At 42.8% G+C, this 19798-nt stretch carries 14 protein-coding genes, 1 tRNA gene and 3 rRNA genes; 6 read left to right on the top strand and 12 right to left on the bottom strand.

The genetic code is table 11. The annotated features are described in order from the left end of the window. Nucleotides 1–4 precede the first annotated feature (4 nt). On the bottom strand, nt 5–577 hold the full coding sequence (locus tag ODOSP_RS10655; protein WP_013612318.1) for a 50S ribosomal protein L25/general stress protein Ctc: 573 nt from the start codon (nt 575–577) through the stop codon (nt 5–7). Between the two features lie 238 nt (nt 578–815). Between ODOSP_RS10655 and ODOSP_RS19250 the strand changes: the two genes are divergently transcribed. Next, nucleotides 816–986, top strand: coding sequence for a 4Fe-4S binding protein (locus ODOSP_RS19250; RefSeq protein ID WP_013612319.1), 171 nt, complete (start codon nt 816–818; stop codon nt 984–986). A gap of 60 nt (nt 987–1046) precedes the next feature. On the opposite strand, the gene ODOSP_RS10660 is transcribed toward ODOSP_RS19250, so the two are convergent. Continuing rightward, complete coding sequence (locus tag ODOSP_RS10660) at nt 1047–1580, bottom strand: 5-formyltetrahydrofolate cyclo-ligase (RefSeq protein ID WP_013612320.1); 534 nt, start codon at nt 1578–1580, stop codon at nt 1047–1049. Between the two features lie 331 nt (nt 1581–1911). Between ODOSP_RS10660 and ODOSP_RS10665 the strand changes: the two genes are divergently transcribed. Both ODOSP_RS10665 and ODOSP_RS10670 read left to right on the top strand, forming a co-directional pair. Beyond that, complete coding sequence (locus ODOSP_RS10665; RefSeq protein ID WP_013612322.1) at nt 1912–3480, top strand: NAD+ synthase; 1569 nt, start codon at nt 1912–1914, stop codon at nt 3478–3480. Nucleotides 3481–3482: 2 nt separating this feature from the next. Continuing rightward, nucleotides 3483–4202 carry a Crp/Fnr family transcriptional regulator gene (locus ODOSP_RS10670; protein ID WP_013612323.1) on the top strand — a complete coding sequence of 240 codons (720 nt, stop codon included), beginning with the start codon at nt 3483–3485 and terminating at the stop codon, nt 4200–4202. Between the two features lie 189 nt (nt 4203–4391). Here ODOSP_RS10670 and ODOSP_RS10675 read toward each other — a convergent pair whose 3' ends face one another. The 10 genes from ODOSP_RS10675 to ODOSP_RS10720 form a co-directional block, all read right to left on the bottom strand. Then, entirely contained in the window at nt 4392–4724 is a 333-nt protein-coding gene (locus ODOSP_RS10675; protein ID WP_013612324.1) for a hypothetical protein, read from the bottom strand. Beyond that, nucleotides 4721–5029, bottom strand: coding sequence for a hypothetical protein (locus tag ODOSP_RS10680; RefSeq protein ID WP_013612325.1), 309 nt, complete (start codon nt 5027–5029; stop codon nt 4721–4723). Before ODOSP_RS10680 ends, ODOSP_RS10675 begins: the two co-directional genes overlap by 4 nt. Nucleotides 5030–5041: 12 nt before the next feature. Further along, nucleotides 5042–5929 (bottom strand): hypothetical protein, encoded by an 888-nt coding sequence (locus ODOSP_RS18810; protein WP_013612326.1) that lies wholly within the window; start codon nt 5927–5929, stop codon nt 5042–5044. 24 nt (nt 5930–5953) lie between these two features. Continuing rightward, nucleotides 5954–6592: a hypothetical protein gene (locus ODOSP_RS10690; RefSeq protein ID WP_013612327.1), complete on the bottom strand. Its 639-nt coding sequence runs from the start codon at nt 6590–6592 to the stop codon at nt 5954–5956. 411 nt (nt 6593–7003) lie between these two features. Next, nucleotides 7004–7114: ribosomal RNA gene (rrf, locus tag ODOSP_RS10695) — 5S ribosomal RNA — on the bottom strand. 60 nt (nt 7115–7174) lie between these two features. After that, nucleotides 7175–7251 (bottom strand) — tRNA-Met (locus ODOSP_RS10700). Between the two features lie 45 nt (nt 7252–7296). Next, nucleotides 7297–10185: ribosomal RNA gene (locus ODOSP_RS10705) — 23S ribosomal RNA — on the bottom strand. Nucleotides 10186–10447: 262 nt separating this feature from the next. Continuing rightward, nucleotides 10448–11971: ribosomal RNA gene (locus ODOSP_RS10710) — 16S ribosomal RNA — on the bottom strand. The 16S, 23S and 5S rRNA genes sit together here with 1 tRNA gene alongside, the layout of an rRNA operon. A gap of 788 nt (nt 11972–12759) precedes the next feature. After that, complete coding sequence (locus tag ODOSP_RS10715) at nt 12760–13647, bottom strand: YitT family protein (RefSeq protein ID WP_013612328.1); 888 nt, start codon at nt 13645–13647, stop codon at nt 12760–12762. Next, a complete protein-coding gene (locus ODOSP_RS10720; RefSeq protein WP_041557320.1) occupies nt 13648–15354 on the bottom strand; it encodes a glutamine--tRNA ligase/YqeY domain fusion protein in 1707 nt (568 codons plus the stop codon). A gap of 91 nt (nt 15355–15445) precedes the next feature. Between ODOSP_RS10720 and ODOSP_RS10725 the strand changes: the two genes are divergently transcribed. From ODOSP_RS10725 to ODOSP_RS10735, 3 genes are all read left to right on the top strand, one after another. Beyond that, entirely contained in the window at nt 15446–17419 is a 1974-nt protein-coding gene (locus ODOSP_RS10725) for a putative porin (protein ID WP_013612330.1), read from the top strand. 23 nt (nt 17420–17442) lie between these two features. Continuing rightward, nucleotides 17443–18831, top strand: a complete 1389-nt coding sequence (locus tag ODOSP_RS10730; RefSeq protein WP_013612331.1) for an MltF family protein — start codon at nt 17443–17445, stop codon at nt 18829–18831. Nucleotides 18832–18932: 101 nt separating this feature from the next. Next, nucleotides 18933–19679: a hypothetical protein gene (locus tag ODOSP_RS10735; RefSeq protein WP_013612332.1), complete on the top strand. Its 747-nt coding sequence runs from the start codon at nt 18933–18935 to the stop codon at nt 19677–19679. Nucleotides 19680–19798 lie beyond the last annotated feature (119 nt).

Genomic DNA, 19798 nt, shown 5'->3' on the forward strand with positions numbered 1-19798 from the left:
TCTGTTATTTTCCTTCCTGAGCAGCAGCACGGGCAGCACGAGTCAGTTTAATTTGTGCAACAACAACCTCTTTCGCATTTACAATCTCAAAGTTTTCAAAAGACAGGTCTTTCACTTTAATAGATTTTCCTAAGCCCAGATTCGTTACATCCAATACAATTTCTCCCGGCAGATTAGCAGGAATAGCTTTCACTTTCAATTTTCTAACTACCAAAGAAAGTTTACCACCAGCCTGTACACCTTCAGCAAATCCCTGTAATTTAACAGGCACTTCCATTATCACTGGTTTATCTTCGGAGATCTGATAGAAATCCATGTGCAATACACGGTCGCTTACGGGATGGAACTGGATTTCACGCATAACAGCTTCGTAGCTCTGTCCTGCTACATTTACTTTTACGATGTATACAACCGGAGTGTAAAGCAATTTTTGCAAATCTTTTTCAACCACTGAAAAATGTACATTTTCTTTACCACCATAAAGAACACAAGGTACTTTCCCTTCAGCTCTCAGCAGATTAGTCGCTTTTTTACCCAGATCAGTTCTCAATTCTCCCTGTAATTCAAACACTTGCATAATAAATCTTTTTTTGTGCTACTCAGAAACAGATTTCAACTCCGGGGGTATAAGCCAGTCTGTCTCCCCATTACACGATTTCAATTATTCCCCGTAAAATCAGGGGGCAAAGATAGGAAATAAATTTAAATATGAGGTCTCTAACGGATTTGAAAATATAAAAAACAAATAAAAACTTTTTTCTTTCAAATAATGATTATACTTTTGCCCATTATTAATCAATTAAACAAATAAAGAAATGGCTTACGTAATATCTGATGACTGTATTTCATGCGGCACATGTGAAGGAGAATGCCCGGTAGGAGCAATTTCTATGGGTGCTGATCATTATGAAATTGACCCTAATGCATGTACAGATTGTGGTACTTGTGCTGGTGTTTGCCCGGTTGAAGCTATCAAACAGGCTTAAATATTATAACAGCATGAAAAAATAAAGCGGGGCTTTTGCTCCGCTTTATTTATTATAGTCTTACCGACTACTGATCACCTGAGTCATCCTGACATCGTGCACTTCGGTCGGAATCCGGTCTAACAACTGAAAATCAAAACAAATCCCTATTTTACAAGCCTTCGTCTGTGACAAAATCTTATCATAAAAGCCTTTCCCCCGGCCTAAACGATTCAAAGTCCGGTCAAAAGCGACGCCCGGCACCAAAATGACATCGATTTTATTCAAATCGGTAAAAAGCCGGCCGACAGGCTCCGGAATAGCATACCCTTCTCCGGGACACAATTTTTCGCGGCCGTCGAAATAACGGATTTCCAATTCATCCCCCTTTACACAAGGTAATAAAATGGTCTTTTCTTCTGCCCATTTACAAACAAAGTCATGCGTAAACACTTCGTCGTCCATCGACCAATAAGCCAACACTACCCGGGCCCGTTGAAATACCTCATTATGCTCCACCTGTTGCCAAACGGAAGCGGACATTCTTTTCTTATCCTCTAGCGTATACTGCTTTTTTATCTCCCGAATCTGTTTTCTAATCTCTTTTTTTTCCATCACCCTTTTTCTATTTTTACTTTCTACCTTTCATACAGTGCACCCCAATCGGGTATCGCTGTATCTAAACGAAATAAATCTCCGATCTTCGTATCTTTCAATAAATTCCTAACTTCCGGAGCCGGATTTCTCTTACAGCCGGAAAACCAAAAACCAAGAATTATTAGAATTAAAAGAAACTTCAAGGCCATTTTTAATTATTTTGATACTAAAAATCGTAATTTTACGGCAAAGATAAACGAAAAGATAAAAAGGTAATACGATAGTTGCTTAAAGTCGGTAAGAATCTCTGAGACTCAGAACGACTTTTTAACCTGTAATACACTAAATTATGATCATTGCTATACCACAATTAAATTATAAAGCCGGAGATATTCAAGGAAATAGCGAAAAAATCATTTCTGCGATCCAAAAGGCTCAAAATCAAAAAGCAGAACTGATCCTATTCCCGGAACTGGCTGTTTCCGGCGCATTGCCCCAGGATTTACTGGAGAGAGAGGAATTTGTAAATGCCTGTCGTATGGCCATAGAAAAAATCGCAGCCACATGTACTCACATTGCAGCTATTGTAGGAGCACCGAATTTGGATAGCGAAAATGGTATTATGTACAACTCAGCCTATTTTATTCAGCATGGGGAAGTGGTAGACGGTGTTCATAAAAACATCCTGAGTGATTATGATATTTTCAGTGAAAGCCGTTATTTTATCGCAGGAGAAGATAATACGCCGATCCGGTATAAAAATCAAAATATACGGATTTTATTCGACGAATACGAATCGGAATACATCGACAAAACAGATAGCTTTGTCATCTTTATCGGTATGACTCCTTTTACTGTCGATAGTAGCCGGGAAAAGCGGAAAGTACTGGCCACTTTGGCTCAAAAATACAATAAAAACCTGATCGCTGTCAATCATGTAGGAAGTTATACTTCTGTACTGTTCGACGGTAATTCAATGGTTTATAACTACAAAGGGAAGAAAGCTTGCCAATTGAACGAATTTGCAGAAGACTTTCAGCTTATCGATACCAATAAATTAGGTACCCCTACACTTCAATCACCTGTTTCTCAAGACCGGATCGCTCTGCTCCATAAAGCATTGGTCTTCGGTATCCGGGATTACTTCGAAAAGAACGGTTTTCAAAAAGCTATCTTAGGCTTATCGGGAGGTATCGATTCCGCCGTAGTCGCTGCTTTGGCTGCCGAAGCTTTAGGAGCACAAAATGTTATGGGACTTTTAATGCCTTCATGTTATTCCACCGAACATTCGGTTCAAGACGCATTAGCGCTGGCAGAAAATATCGGAATGCCCCATGAAACCATTGCCATTAAAGCAATCTACGAACAATATCTGGAAGCCTTACATCCTTTATTTAAAGACCAGCCCTTCAATGTAGCAGAAGAAAATCTTCAGGCTCGTACCCGGGGAATGTTGGTTATGGCCATGTCTAACAAATACGGTTATATTCCCCTGAATACTTCCAATAAAAGTGAAGCAGCTGTCGGATACGGCACGCTTTACGGCGATCTCTGCGGTTCACTGGGTACAATCGGAGACGTTTTTAAAACCGATATCTATGCGTTAGCCCGATATATCAACCGGAATCAGATCATCATTCCGGAAAATACTATACAAAAAGCACCATCAGCCGAATTACGGCCGAATCAAAAAGATCAGGACTCTTTACCGGACTACAACGAATTGGACGGTATCTTAAAACTATACCTGGAGGAAAACCATTCACCGGAAATGATTATAAAGGCAGGTTACCCGAAAGCTACTGTCGAAAAAGTCATTCAAATGGTAAAACGAAATGAATACAAACGAGCTCAATGTCCCCCGATCATCAAAATCTCTAAAAAAGCTTTCGGATACGGTAGAAAATATCCTTTTTAATTATGACCATCATCACTGATAGCGATTTACACGACAGTTTATGCCAAATCTGTATCGAAAGTCCTCATTCCTTACTCTCAGAACTAGGGTATGCGGCAAAACAAAAAATTATCGAAACAACAGTCTGCATTTCCTATAAAAAAGGAGACCTGATTTATCAGGAAGGAGACATGCCGACAGGCTTACATTGTCTTTTGACGGGGAAAGCTAAAATTTATAAAGAGGGCATCGGAGGACGCCAACAAATTGTTCGTATGGCCAAGCCGATCGGTTTTATCGGTTACAGAGCTTTCTTCGCCGAAGAAATACACATTGCTTCGGCTGAAGCTCTTGAAGATTCTATCGTTTGCCGGATTAAAACCGAATTGATCTTAGACATCGTCCGAACGACACCCGACCTGGCCATGAGTATTATCCGCGCACTGGCAACCGACCTCGGTTTTTCGCATCGTCGTACAGTAACCCTCACCCAAAAACATATCCGGGGACGTCTGGCTGAAGCTTTGCTGGTATTAAAGGAAACTTATGGCTACGAAGCCGATGGCTGTACGTTAAAAATTTGTCTCACCCGGGAAGATCTGGCCAACTTGTCCAACATGACCACGGCTAATGCTATCCGTACCCTTTCTAATTTTGCCACAGAAGGTATTGTCGGACTGAACGGCAAAAAAATCAAAATCATAGATAAAGAAAAACTCGAACAAATCAATAATCAGGGGTAAACCCGATCATCTCTACTCTTTTATAACCGATAAAGCAGCAAAAAACCGGACTAGAATAAATAGCTCAAAGGAGATACCCTTCTGAGAATTTAAATCATACAATGAGGTATCTCCGTCTTAAGATCCGCTCTCCTAAAGCTCATGAGCCATTTACAAAAATGGCCCATTTAATCAGCTTAGGCTTCTGCTTTAATCAAGCAATCCTTCTTCTTTCAGAATCTTTTCTAATTTCCGGAAATGTTTTAGTTTCCAATCCGGATCTTCTTCACGAGGATAATCCGGATCTATTATCGGTTGATTCGTTTCAGAAAGAGGCTCGGAAGCTTTATCAAATTCAGCCACTTCCACCTCAAATTCTATGTCTTCACGTAATTTCAGGAATACACTAGCATAAGCATGTCCTGAGCCACCTGCCTCAAGCGTAAATTTATTCTGCATAATACAAGAAGACAAGGTAACACCTCCATCGGGTAAACCAACTTTATAAGTCTTCTCTCCGTATTTAACAACTAATCCCTTCATAGTTTCCCTTCCTCCTCTAATTTCTTTTTCAATTTATAATACTCTTTCTTCATTTCCTCTCTATCGGAAGGATATCTCATATGCAATGGAGAAGCAATATCAATCTCTCTAACCCGCACTTTAATCTTATCTCCCAGAGACATCTTTTTATTCATCCATATAAGATGATTCGATTTTGAATCCATTCCTCCGATGTGCATATCATCCCCATCAGCATACCCTACACTTATGATTAAAGTAACCAAACTATCTGTCATTGCAACAATAGGAGCTGCATCATTAATACATATCTCAAAACCTTTCATAATAATCCAATTTTACACTGGCCGAGGACAATCCCAAACACCGTGCTGTACTCTGCAAAATTCTAAGCACCTTGCACAACACATTGTATATCCCCATCCCCCACTATGTTCCTTAGACCAAGGCCCTTTTTTATCCATACAATCCCTATATTTTTCTGCACATTCTGCCCGAAACTGGTCCGTATCCGACACACAAAGTACAGACATAATCAATGCAACTCCACCCACCATTACCTCCGAAACAGATACAACTATTTCGCCCATTTCAGTAAGCGTTCCAACAACATAAGGAGCAACTGCTGAATAAATGCTCCTGCAAGTTCCCCAGAAATCATCACCTCCTGATTCACTCCTTGTTTTAACCCTTCTCATTCGGAATTTAGTCTGAGGAGTAATAAGCATTTGTCCTTGTTTTTCAAGATTCTGAATTTCTCCTATTCCATAATACAAGGCAGACGTAATATAAAGTAACCTCTCCTGCTCTATTTCAGGAACCTGTTTAAAAATATCTTTATTGATATTGGCCAATCTATTGCCAAAGTCCTCGTAAGAAGTTGTTTCATCACATTCCTTCAATATCCGACGAATAAATTCAATTTGAATATGGGTCAGGTTACGATACCCTTCTATAAAAAGAAGTGAATTACCAAACATTTGATTTTGTGACACTTTTGTTTTTATCATCCCTGGACTAGCCTGGGCCCAATCCTGATAAAATTGCTTTTTAAATTCAGGTGTGTTTTTAGCATTAGAATAATCTACACCTCTCTCATTTAAATTTATTACAGTCTGATGAATCTCATTGGCAACAGCCTTTCCAAATTTTTCAATATGAAGAGGAAAGTTAAGCTTATCTTCCAGACTTGGCTTCAGGAAATCATCATTCGAACATCCCTGCAAGATAACAAAGACAGAGATAAAATACTAAAACTCTAGTAAAGATTTTGCAGTAATTTGCGATGTAATAATATCATGCATCATCAATTCTCCAGCCAATTTCAAATAGATCGAATATGGATAATTCAGAGAATCTACCAGTTCAGAGAATCCTGAGGATAAATATACACCTTGATTCAAAATTTCTTTTTGTTCCAATAAATTATTTAAAAGGGGGATTAGTTCTTTTTTATTCCTATGAAAATAGTTGGGCCAATGAAAATCAGTAGGTCCCAAATTATTTATTGCTTCTTTTGAGTACAAAAAAGTTTCTCTTGTTGCCCCTGGAATTAAGTCAACCAAATCTCCCTCCGGAGAAAATACACAAGTCAAAGGAGTAGTAACAGGACATAACCATTTTATATACCACTCATTTACGAAAACATTAATATCAGCCATATTATAAATGGCCTGTTGCGTCAGAAATTTGTAGCGATTTTGTAATCGTGAATAATATTCCTGAGACAAATGTTGCGAAGAGTCTATTAAAACAATACAAAATGGAAGATACTTATCTCTTGCAATATCACATATTTCTTTAAATATTATATTATGATATATGGATGTATTTTTCTTATCACATCCCCCTAAACATACAATAGCCATTATTATCAAAATAATTCTCATAATTTGAATCATAAAATGAATAACCTACCAGAAAATATAAATTTTATGGTATAACCACCATAAACCAGCCTTTCAACAAAGGCTTACTACTACCATCAAAATAGTATAAAAGATAACAAAACAACAATAGTGAATGTTCAGAAAATGTTCGGAAAATGTTCGGAAAATACTAAGTGGGGAAAAATATAAATATTCCAAGCGGGTAACACAATTATTTATAACACTCCTGGAAAGAAGTAGCGGACAAAATTTTCCGGAATATTTTTTCAGAAAAATATGGCAGCCTCTACAGCCGGAACATACAGGATACTGGAGCCTAGACTCTAAAATAGCCCAGAAACTCCGTCCTCGTGGGCTATTTTCATAAACATAAAAAAAGCAGTCACAATATAAATCATGACTGCTTTCATAATTCGGCGCCAACCTACTCTCCCACCATAAGGCAGTACCATCGGCACTCAGGGGCTTAACTTCTCTGTTCGGAATGGAAAGAGGTGGATCCCCCCGGTTATAGACACCTTTTAATATTTTCAATTCTATGATTACGTACCATCGAACACTCTTGCTCTGTAATCTTTAGTTTGGTAGCGAGAGGCGGGCTTGAACCGCCGACCTCATGATTATGAATCATGCGCTCTAACCAGCTGAGCTACCTCGCCGTTTTGACATTTACACCGGAAAGATAAAGAAGAATATACTCCGCTTAAAGTAAACATTCGGGTAATTAGTATTGCTCGGCTGTGCCGTCACCGACTATACACCTGCAACCTATCAACGTTCTCATCTCGAACGACCCTGTAAGGATATCTCATCTTGAAGCTGGCTTCGCGCTTAGATGCTTTCAGCGCTTATCCAATCCATACATAGCTACTCAGCAGTGCATCTGGCGACACAACTGATTCACCGAGAGGTATCGTCCAACCCGGTCCTCTCGTACTAGAGTCAGAGCTCCTCAAATATCCTGCGCCCACAACAGATAGGGACCGAACTGTCTCACGACGTTCTGAACCCAGCTCGCGTGCCACTTTAATCGGCGAACAGCCGAACCCTTGGGGACCTTCTCCAGCCCCAGGATGTGACGAGCCGACATCGAGGTGCCGAACCGCTCCGTCGATATGAGCTCTTGGGAGCGATCAGCCTGTTATCCCCGGAGTACCGTTTTATCCTTTGAGCGATGGCCCTTCCATGCGGAACCACCGGATCACTATGCTCTTGTTTCCAACCTGATCGACGTGTCGGTCTCACAGTCAAGCACCCTTATGCCATTGCACTCTGCAGACGATTACCAAACGCCTTGAGGGTACCTTGAGAAGCCTCCGTTACACTTTTGGAGGCGACCACCCCAGTCAAACTACCCACCATGCAATGTCTCCCTAACGGGATTAGACCTCAGATAACAAAGGGTCGTATTTCAACGACGGCTACTCTACGCCTGACGACGCAGCATCAAAGCCTCCGACCTATCCTACACATCTGTTACCCAAAATCAATGCAAAGCTGCAGTAAAGGTTCACGGGGTCTTTCCGTCCCGTTGCGGGTATCCGGCATCTTCACCGGAACTACAATTTCACCGAGCTCATGGTTGAGACAGTACCCAGATCGTTACACCATTCGTGCAGGTCGGAACTTACCCGACAAGGAATTTCGCTACCTTAGGACCGTTATAGTTACGGCCGCCGTTTACCGGGGCTTCAATTCAAACCTTCGAGTTGCCTCTGAGCTCTCCTCTTAACCTTCCGGCACCGGGCAGGTGTCAGGCCATATACATCTTCTTGCGAATTAGCATAGCCATGTGTTTTTGGTAAACAGTCGCCTGGGCCTATTATCTGCGGCTCTTTCACAAGAGCGTCCTTTATCCCGAAGTTACAGGACCATTTTGCCTAGTTCCTTAACCATGAATCTCTCGAGCGCCTTAGTATTTTCTACCTGATCACGTGTGTCCGTTTACAGTACGGATGATCATTACCTGAAGCTTAGCAGGTTTTCTTGGCAGTCAGCTTACCTGCGTTATCCGCGCAACCGAAGCATTGCGGTACTATCACCTTTCATCTCTACCGGCGTGCTTCACTACCGGTATCAAAGAATACGGGTTTCAACGTACTATTCCGTCAGTACGCAGCAGTGTCACCTCTGCGTCGCTGCATCGCAGTTATGATCAGTACAGGAATATTAACCTGTTTGCCATCGGGATCGCCACTCGGCTTACCCTTAGGATCCGATTACCCCCGGATGATTGACATTGCCGGGGAATCCTTGATCTTTCGGCGTGCGGGGTTCTCACCCGCATTATCGTTACTTATGCCTACATTTGCTTTTCCATCCGCTCCACAATACCTCACGATACTGCTTCTACGCTGAATGGAATGCTCTCCTACCGATTGTATCATCTACAATCCCATAGCTTCGGTTATATGCTTATGCCCGCGTATTATCCATGCAGGACCGCTCGACTAGTGAGCTGTTACGCACTCTTTAAATGAATGGCTGCTTCCAAGCCAACATCCTAGCTGTCTAAGCAGTCCCACCCCGTTTTAATTCCAACTTAGCATATAATTGGGGACCTTAGCTGATGGTCTGAGTTCTCCCTCTTTCGTCAACGGACCTTAGCACCCGCTGGCTCACTCCCTGTCTTCATGTTCTAGCATTCGGAGTTTGGCCGGATTTGATAGGCGGTGAAGCCCTCGCATCCAATCAGTAGCTCTACCTCTAGAACAAAACAACAGAGGCTGCACCTAAATGCATTTCGGAGAGTACGAGCTATTTCCCAGTTTTGATTGGCCTTTCACCCCTACCCACAGGTCATCCGAAAACTTTTCAACGTTTACCGGTTCGGGCCTCCAGTTTGTGTTACCAAACCTTCACCCTGCCCATGGGTAGATCACTAAGGTTTCGCGTCTACCACCACCAACTTGACGCCCTATTCAGACTCGCTTTCGCTTCGGCTTACGTACCTGAAGTACTTAACCTCGCTGGTGATGAGTAACTCGTAGGCTCATTATGCAAAAGGCACGCCGTCACCGCACGAAGCGGCTCCGACTGCTTGTAGGCGTATGGGTTCAGGGACTATTTCACTCTTCTGTTCGAAGTGCTTTTCACCTTTCCCTCACGGTACTGGTTCACTATCGGTCTCTCAGGAGTATTTAGCCTTGCCGGATGGTCCCGGCGGATTCGGTCAGGATTACACGTGTCCCGACTTACTCAGGAGTCTGCTATGATTCATAAACTTGCATGTACGGGATTATCACCCTCTGTGATCACATTTTCCAAGGTGTTCCATTTCATTTATTTCATCAAGCTTGCAGTCCTACTACCCCGTTAATGCCGAAACAATAACGGTTTGGGCTTTTCCCCGGTCGCTCGCCGCTACTGGGGGAATCACGTTTGTTTTCTTCTCCTGCAGGTACTTAGATGTTTCAGTTCCCTGCGTTTGCCTACCTTACGGTATAATATGTCTTCAACATATTGGGTTATCCCATTCGGAGATCTCCGCATCAAAGGTTATTTGCACCTAAACGGAGCTTTTCGCAGCTTATCACGTCCTTCTTCGCCTCTGAGAGCCTAGGCATCCACCATACGCCCTTAATTATTTACTCTAATTTTATACTTTCAGCTTACTCGGAAATCATTAATGTCGTAAAACATTTATATAATTTCTGTTTTTGCTCATTGTTGTGGAATATATTTTTCCATCTTTCCAGTATGTCAAAGAACTGTTACTCTTGCGAGTACTGACAGGTTAAAAGGAATCGAACCTTTTCATGTTCCGAAAACCTGTGCTTCCAGCCGCCCGGCTGTCAGTCTTTTTTTAAGGTTGAAGGTTTTTGCCAGCAAGTGCAGATAATAACTGATCTCCAGAAAGGAGGTGTCCCAGCCGCACCTTCCGGTACGGCTACCTTGTTACGACTTAGCCCCAGTTACCAGTTTTGCCCTAGGCCGATCCTCGCGGTTACGGACTTCAGGCACCCCCGGCTTCCATGGCTTGACGGGCGGTGTGTACAAGGCCCGGGAACGTATTCACCGCGCCATGGCTGATGCGCGATTACTAGCGAATCCAACTTCATGGAGTCGGGTTACAGACTCCAATCCGAACTACGACCGGCTTTTGAGATTGGCATCCAGTCACCTGGTAGCGGCCCTCTGTACCGGCCATTGTAACACGTGTGTAGCCCTGGGTGTAAGGGCCGTGCTGATTTGACGTCATCCCCGCCTTCCTCTCACCTTACGGTGGCAGTCCCGTTAGAGTGCTCATCATTACATGTCTAGCAACTAACGGTAAGGGTTGCGCTCGTTATGGGACTTAACCCGACACCTCACGGCACGAGCTGACGACAACCATGCAGCACCTTGAAAACGCTCCGAAGAGAATATCTGTTTCCAAATACGGCATTTCCCATTTAAACCCAGGTAAGGTTCCTCGCGTATCATCGAATTAAACCACATGTTCCTCCGCTTGTGCGGGCCCCCGTCAATTCCTTTGAGTTTCATCGTTGCCGACGTACTCCCCAGGTGGCTCACTTAATACTTTCGCTTAATCCCGTACAATATATCGCACAGAACCAGTGAGCATCGTTTACGGCGTGGACTACCAGGGTATCTAATCCTGTTCGCTACCCACGCTCTCGTGCATCAGCGTCAGTTACAGTCTGGTAAGCTGCCTTCGCTATCGGAGTTCTAAGTTATATCTATGCATTTCACCGCTACTTAACTTATTCCGCCTACCTCGTCTGTACTCCAGTTTACCAGTATTAATGGCACAATTGAGTTTAGCTCAAATATTTAACCACTAACTTAATAAACCGCCTACGCACCCTTTAAACCCAATAAATCCGGATAACGCTCGCATCCTCCGTATTACCGCGGCTGCTGGCACGGAGTTAGCCGATGCTTATTCATAAGGTACAGGCATCATTCTACACGTAGAACTTATTCTTCCCTTATAAAAGAGGTTTACAACCCATAGGGCAGTCTTCCCTCACGCGACTTGGCTGGTTCAGACTTACGTCCATTGACCAATATTCCTCACTGCTGCCTCCCGTAGGAGTTTGGACCGTGTCTCAGTTCCAATGTGGGGGACCTTCCTCTCAGAACCCCTACCTATCATCGTCTTGGTGGGCTGTTACCCCGCCAACTAACTAATAGGACGCATGCCCATCCGATACCTTAAAAATTTAACTCACATCCCAGGCAGGATAAAAGTACTATGGGGTGTTAATCCACGTTTCCATGGGCTATACCCCGGTATCGGGCAGGTTGCATACGCGTTACTCACCCGTGCGCCGGTCGCCATCAAGGTATTGCTACCTCATGCTGCCCCTCGACTTGCATGTGTTAAGCCTGTCGCTAGCGTTCATCCTGAGCCAGGATCAAACTCTTCATAGTAATAAAACTTTTTAAAATTATCTCTTTCGCTCAGTCATTATATCCGTTGAATCTCTTCTCGGACTCGCACTTGCTGTTTGTTTTCAAACCTTTCAATATCTTTAAGAACTCTTTTTGCTTCTCTTTTACCCGCCCCACTTACGAGGCGAAAGCGGATGCAAAGATAAATACTTTTACATATTCCCTCCAAATCTTTCCGCTACTTTTTTTCAAACTTTTTTTCGGTAACCGCCGTAGAAGAAAGCTTCTGCAGGCTTCATCCGCAAAAGATGAAAAACACATCAGTCAAAATGTTTCAGAACGTCCGCTTCGTTTCGGAAAGCGGCTGCAAAGGTAAGGACTTTTTCATTACTTCCAAACTTTTCAAAAGAAATTTTTGAAGTTTTTTTTCAGAACCCGACCAGGGCAATATCCTGAAGAACTACACACAACCTAAAAACCTGTAAGCCAACACATCATACCCTCTCACCTCCTCCGTTTGTTCAATACATCGGTTCCTGATTTCGGCTGCAAAGATAGAACAATTAATGCCCCATTTCCAAATTTTTTACACACTTTTTTTCAAAAAAATGAACAACCACTACACAATACATTCATTATCAAACTATTATATTTATCTTATTTTATTCCAAATTTCCATCGGTTCACGCTATTTATGGTTATTCATATTAATCGAATAGATTATATATATCGTATTTCGACCAGAATACCAACCTTCTTTCCATCAAGGCATAAAAAATCGTGCAAACCTACTATTTGCACGATTCCCTTCGAATCTTCAGATTCGTTTACTTCACCCCCTTCACCTCTTCGAATCCTTTACCGAACACTCCCATCACGGGAGCCATCGTCATAAACACATCCGGATCGATCTGCTTGGCAATGCGCAATACATCGGAAGCTTCGTGTTTACGGGCGACAATCAGGATAATTTTCTTATCTTGTCCGGTGTACCAACCTTTAGCATCGATCAGAGTCACACCCCGATGTACCTGATTCGTCAGCTCACGGGCCACTTCATCATATTTATCAGTAAAGATAAAAAGCTGGGCCGACTGTGTTTTTCCGGTCAATACATAATCCACGGTAAAAGAAACGATTCCCATCATGACATAACCGTATATCAATCCACCGAAGGCTTCCCGATCGACATGGTCGTATATCAGCAAAGTCATCGCAATGACACAGAAATCACATACCATCAATACCCGCCCCGGACTGACATTGTGGTATTTGGTCACCAACATCGCAATGATATCCGTACCTCCGGTACTTCCACCAACAGAGAGCGATACGCCGATACCGATACCGGTCAGCATTGCAGCGATAATGGTACTCATAAATTTCTCGTCGGGTAAAATACCGTCCACAGGCATCAAGGGCTGCATAATACCCAGGAACACACTCCCGACAATGATAGCGAAAATGGTTTTGATACCGAATTTCGGTCCCAATACCTTCATCGCAATAATCAGCAACAGGATATTCACCAAAAAATAACCGATACCTACCGGAATTTTGAACAAATAGAATAATACAGTAGCAATACCTGTAGCTCCACCACCGACAATCTTATGAGGCACCAGGAAACCTGTTGCGGCAAAAGCATAAACCAACATACCGAATGAGATGATCAGGTATGGTTTCATCTCATTCCAAATGCTTTTATTCTTCATTTATTTATTCATTTTTTGCCAGGTATCTTTGAGCGATACGGTACGATTGATTACTAATTGTCCATCCGTTGAATCGGGATCTACACAAAAATATCCCAACCGCTGGAACTGAAAACGATCTCCAGGTTTAGCCCGTCTCATCGAGGATTCCAACTTACATCCTTTAAGTACTCTCAGTGAATCTTCATTGATAAACTCCTTAAAATCGACCTCCTTGTGTCCTGCCGGATCTTCATCCTTAAACAAACGATCGTAAAGACGGACTTCAGCTTCGATAGCATCCGTTGCTGCCACCCAGTGCAAAGTACCCTTTACCTTCCGGTTACTGGCCTCCGTTCCACTACCACTTCGGGATTCCGGATCATAAGTACAATGGATCAAAGTGATATTTCCACCGGCATCTTTATCGACCCCTGTACATTTAATAATATAAGCACCTTTCAGGCGTACTTCCTGTCCCGGAGTAAGGCGGAAAAATTTCTTCGGCGCATCTTCCATAAAATCGTCTCGTTCGATGAAAAGTTCCCTGGCAAAAGCCACCTTACGCACTCCGGCATTCACATCTTCCGGATTATTCTCGATTTCCATATATTCCGTCTCTCCCTCAGGATAATTATCGATGACCACTTTCACCGGATCGAGCACTGCCATCACCCGAGGAGCCGTCTTATTCAAATGTTCACGGACACAATATTCCAGCAACGCCATATCCACGACGATTTCCCGCCGGGCCACTCCCACCTTTTCAGCAAACATCCGAATAGATTCGGGGGTATAACCACGCCGGCGCAATCCGCAAATAGTCGGCATTCGGGGATCGTCCCAACCGGAAACATACTTTTTCTGTACCAATTCCAACAAACGCCGTTTACTCATCACTGTATAATTCAGGTTGCGACGGGCGAATTCAATTTGCCGTGGCCGGTACTCGGTCGTTGTCAACTGATCCAGAAACCAATTGTAAAGCGGCCGATGAATCTCAAATTCCAACGTACAGATCGAATGAGTGATTCCTTCGAGATAGTCACTTTGTCCATGAGTAAAGTCGTACATCGGATAGATGCACCACCGATCACCGGTCCGATGATGGCTACAGTAGATAATCCGGTACATGATCGGGTCACGCATCAACATATTGGCAGCAGCCATATCGATCTTAGCCCTCAACACCCGGCTACCTTCCGGGAACTCTCCATTTTTCATCCGCCGGAATAAATCCAGATTTTCTTCTACCGAACGATCCCGGTAAGGGCTATTCACTCCCGGTTCGGTAATTGTTTTTCTCCCGGCACTGATTTCTTCTGCTGTCTGATCGTCAACATAAGCCTTCCCCTCCAGGATCATCTGTTCGGCCCAATCATACAGCTGCTGGAAATAATCGGAAGCATACCTGACCGGTCCGTCCCATTGAAATCCCAGCCATTTTATATCCTCCTGAATTGCATCTGTAAATTCCACATCCTCTTTAGAAGGATTGGTATCATCGAAACGCAAATTACACGCTCCATTATATTTTGCAGCCAACCCGAAATTGAGACATATTGAAGTAGCATGTCCGATATGTAAATATCCATTCGGCTCCGGCGGGAAACGGGTATGTACTTTTCCCCCGTTTTTACCGGCAGCAATTTCCTCTTCAATAATCTGTTCAATAAAATTCAAGGTCTTACCTTCTTCTGGTTCTACAATCATTTGATTTTTATCCATAGTATTAAAACTTTCCCGGAAAAAACATTTTTCCAAGGGACAAAAGTAAGTAATTTATGAGAGTTTTAAAAGTTTACGTATATTTGCAGCGATGAAAAAATTTATCTGCATAATACTATTCGCATCATTGCATTTGTTTTGTCGTGCACAAAACGTATTCGATACAGAAATCCCTCCGGATATGGAGGGTAGCAACTCTTCATTATCTTCCGATTCTATACCGGAATCCAATGTGCCTCATTTCCGTCATACCTGGCAATGGGAAAGGAACGGAGTATATAAAAGAGAGATTGCTCTGGATACGCTGATGGACGGTATTCAGAATTTCAATACCATTTTTAAAAAGAATATTTCGAACACTTATCTGGGTAATTTTCCCTCTCCTTATCTTTCCAATATTTTTATTACGCGCGAAACGGTTCAGGATTTTTACCCTCTGACTCAAATCCGGGCTTTCCTTTTTAAGCCCGAAGACGCTTTACTTTTCAATACGACAACCCCTTTCACCCGATTGAAATATTTTACGGGAGGAGGAAAAGGGAAAGCCGAAAACCTGCTGGACGTATGGCATGTACAAAATATCCGCCCCTGGTGGAATGCCGGTATTCGTTACCAGCTGATTTCCAGCGACGGTCGTTATATGAACCAAAAAGCCAAAGCGTATCATTTTTCTTTGTTCTCGTCCTATGAGAAAGAACGAATCGCCCTCTCTTTTTTCTTAAACCAGAATAATGGGCATTTTGCAGAAAACGGTGGTGTCAAGGACATCTCTTTTATCATCGACTCCACCAATCAAAAAGCTGAAAATATACCGGTAAACCTGAGCAGCAACGATATTTCCAACAATTACCGGAACACCAATTTTCAATTACAGGGCCAGTACAATATCGGTAATCCCAAAGAAGTAACTACTCCCACGGATACTTTTACCACTTATCCGGCTAAAGCCATCATCAACATCCGGGCCGAAGGAAACGAACGCAGATACAAAGAAGGCAGCATTGCTTTCGACTTCTTTCCGCATACCTATATAGACAGTACTTCTACGACGGATCTGATCACGAACCAGGTGTACGATATCTCCACTAAATTTGTCATGAACGAACATCCGAAGTACAAATATTTGCCGGGTATATATGCCGGTCTGGATTTTAAACACGAAAACTACCGGCAGCGGACAGCTTTCGATTCGATTTCCCATACCGAGAGTTTCGGCCATACCCGCTATTCAGGGACTTACATTACAGCCGGAATTTTCAATGTAGACACGAATGTATCGTTCACTTACGATATTGCCGGAAAGCTATGTGTATTGGGGCACTATGCCGGGAATTTCAAATTCGACGGCTACGTACAGCAAGCTTTGCGTAAAGACAGAAGTTCATACATCCGGGCCAATGCGACGATCGAATTACAAAGTGTAAATCCGTTCTTCGATCGCTATGTCGGAAATCACGATATCTGGGAAAATGATTTTAAAGCCATCAAAACCATCAAAGCCGACGGACGCTATGTGAATAACCGTTTGCGAACCGAATTAGGAGTCGGTATCGCCAATATTTTCAGTTACGTCTATTTCGATACGGCAGCGATGCCCCAACAGACCAGTAAGACCTTGATGGTATTGACCGCCTGGGGAAAGCAAAATTTCAGATTAGGCAATTTCTACTTCGACCAGACCGTATATTTTCAAAAAAGTACCCAGGAAGATATCCTTTCCCTACCGGCCATTTCTGTATATTCCCATAACTATTTTCAGCATGCCTTATTTAAAAATGCCTTGTTTTTACAGACAGGAATCGACGTCTTTTACAACACAAAATTTTACGCCGACAATTACATGCCTTCTATTATGCAGTTTTATAACCAGCGGGAAAGAAAAACCGGTAATTATCCGAAGCTCGATGTCTTCCTTAACCTAAGGATCAAACGGGCCGATATCTTTGTCAAATACGAACACATCAACTATCTGCTAAAAAATCACGGAGACTTTTTCAGTGCCGCCGATTATCCGATCAACCCGGGTATGCTCAAATTCGGTATTAAGTGGGACTTTTTCGATTAAGAAACATTTACTATCTTTGTTGAATGACAATCTCTAAAATTGCCGTTTATATTACCCTTTTTCTTTGCTTTGCATGTGAGTCAGGTAAAGAGGTTACTCCGGAAATCATATTACCGGAACCTTCATCGCTGGAAAAAATTCTGACGCGGGGGAGTCTGGAGATTTCCACTTTTTATAATACGACCGACTATTACGTATACCGTGGTATTACGCGGGGATTTCATTACGATCTGGCCCGGGATTTTGCCGGTTACCTGGGAGTCAATCTCCGAATTGTCGAAGTTAACAACGATATAGATACGGCTATCGGCCGGCTACAGAGCGGCAAATACGACCTCTTAGCCGTCAGTCTGACCCAAACCCCGGAAAGGAATGAACAGCTCCGTTTCAGTAAACCTCTTTTCCAAACCCGGGAAGTACTCGTGCAGAACAAAAATAGCCAACCCATCAAAGATATGGCTCAATTAGACGGGAAAGAGATTTATATTCCCAAAAGTGCCACCTCGTATAAAAAGGTTCTGCAACAAATACAGGATTCTCTGAATATACACATTTATATCACCGAGATCGAGCATTATTCCTATGAAGATCTCTTGCACCTGGTAGAGACCGGCGAAATCAATTATACCGTTATCGACGAAAACATCGCCCAAGCCTCCAGTTATTCTATGAAGAACCTGGATATAGCTCTCAAGTTAAAAGAAGATATTTCCGTATCGTGGGCGACCCATTCGGATGCCAGTTTATTGAGCTCGGAAATCAACAACTGGCTGGAAGAAATCCGGAAAAACGGAAAACTCAACTACCTCTATAAACGTTATTTCGGCAAACATCCGGCAGTTCCTCACAACACGACCAAATACACACTCATCAAGAAAGGCGATATTTCACCGTTCGACAAGTTATTCCGCAAAGAGAGTAAAAAGCTCGGCTGGGACTGGCGTTTGCTGGCAGCTTTGGTCTATACCGAATCTCAATTCGATCCTTATGCCGAATCGGAAGTCGGAGCCTACGGTTTAATGCAGATTATTCCTGAAACAGCCGATCATTTTAACGTCGGAAATTATTTCGAGCCCGACAGTAATGTCTATGTCGGAACCGAATATTTACATTACCTGGACCGTTACTTTTCAAGCCAGCCGATCGATTCTTCCGAACGGCTCAAATTCGTTCTGGCCGCCTATAATGCAGGTCCCGGACACGTACTGGACGCCATCCGCCTAGCCAATAAATATGGGAAAGACGCCACTTTATGGGATAATAACGTCGATTACTATCTGCTTCACAAAAACGAACCGGAATATTACCGGGATCCCCTGTCTAAAAACGGCTATTGTAACGGCCGTCAAACGTACAAATACGTACGACAAGTGCTCGAGACCTATAATAACTATAAGAATATCAAGCAATAGTATAAAAATACTAAAAAACGTATTTACGAATATTGGTTTGATCGTTTTTTTTCCATACCTTCGCAGTAGTGTATTATATCGTTCATTAAAAGTTTAAGCTCATGCCTTACAGAAGATTACCTAATACAGATGCAGCGAGAATAAGGGCATTAAAAGCAGCTTTGAAGAAAGGCCAGTATCTCGAGATCGATACGATAGCCTATCCTTTTGCTTTGAAACAAAAAATAGAATTCTTTTTACCTAAATTTGAAGTTGCTATCACCAACTCTAAGTTAGCGAAAGAGAAACAGTTCGATAATAGTCAAAAATTCTCTGAATATACCAAAAAAGCCCGGCTTTATATCTCTCATTTTATTCAGGTATTGAATTTTTGTATTGCCCGTGGAGAGCTGAAACCCTCAGCCCGTACATTTTATGGTTTGGACGAAAACAGTTCGAAAGTTCCTTCTCTTTTGACCGAACAGGATTTGCTGCAATGGGGGGAAAAAATAATTGCCGGCGAGCAGAACCGGATCAGTAACGGTGGTGGTAATCCGATCTACTGTCCTTCGATTGCCCTGGTAAAAGTCAATTATGAAAATTTCAAAGAAAACTATACCCGTCAAAAACAGTTCCAGAATAATTCAGCCCGGGAAAGCGGGAATGTCGCTCAATACCGGAATGATGCCGATGCCTTGATCCTGGAAGTATGGAACGAAGTGGAACGTTATTTCGAAGGGGTAAAAGACGAAGAAGAAAAGCGCTATATGTGCGAGGAGTACGGTCTCGTTTACGTATTCCGACGCGGCGAAAAAGAACGGATCAGAAGACGGAAAGAAGCTGAAAGCATTACCTTGAAGCTTTTCTGACTCCAAGACCGACTGCTAAGAGGAACAACAGCTTCCTCTTTTCTTTTTCACCGGCTTACGGGCACAGCTGTCTTTCAAAGGACAAGTGTCACAAGTACTGCATGATTCGTCCTTTTTCA

The organism is Odoribacter splanchnicus DSM 20712 (assembly GCF_000190535.1).
Classification (GTDB): Bacteria; Bacteroidota; Bacteroidia; order Bacteroidales; family Marinifilaceae; genus Odoribacter; species Odoribacter splanchnicus.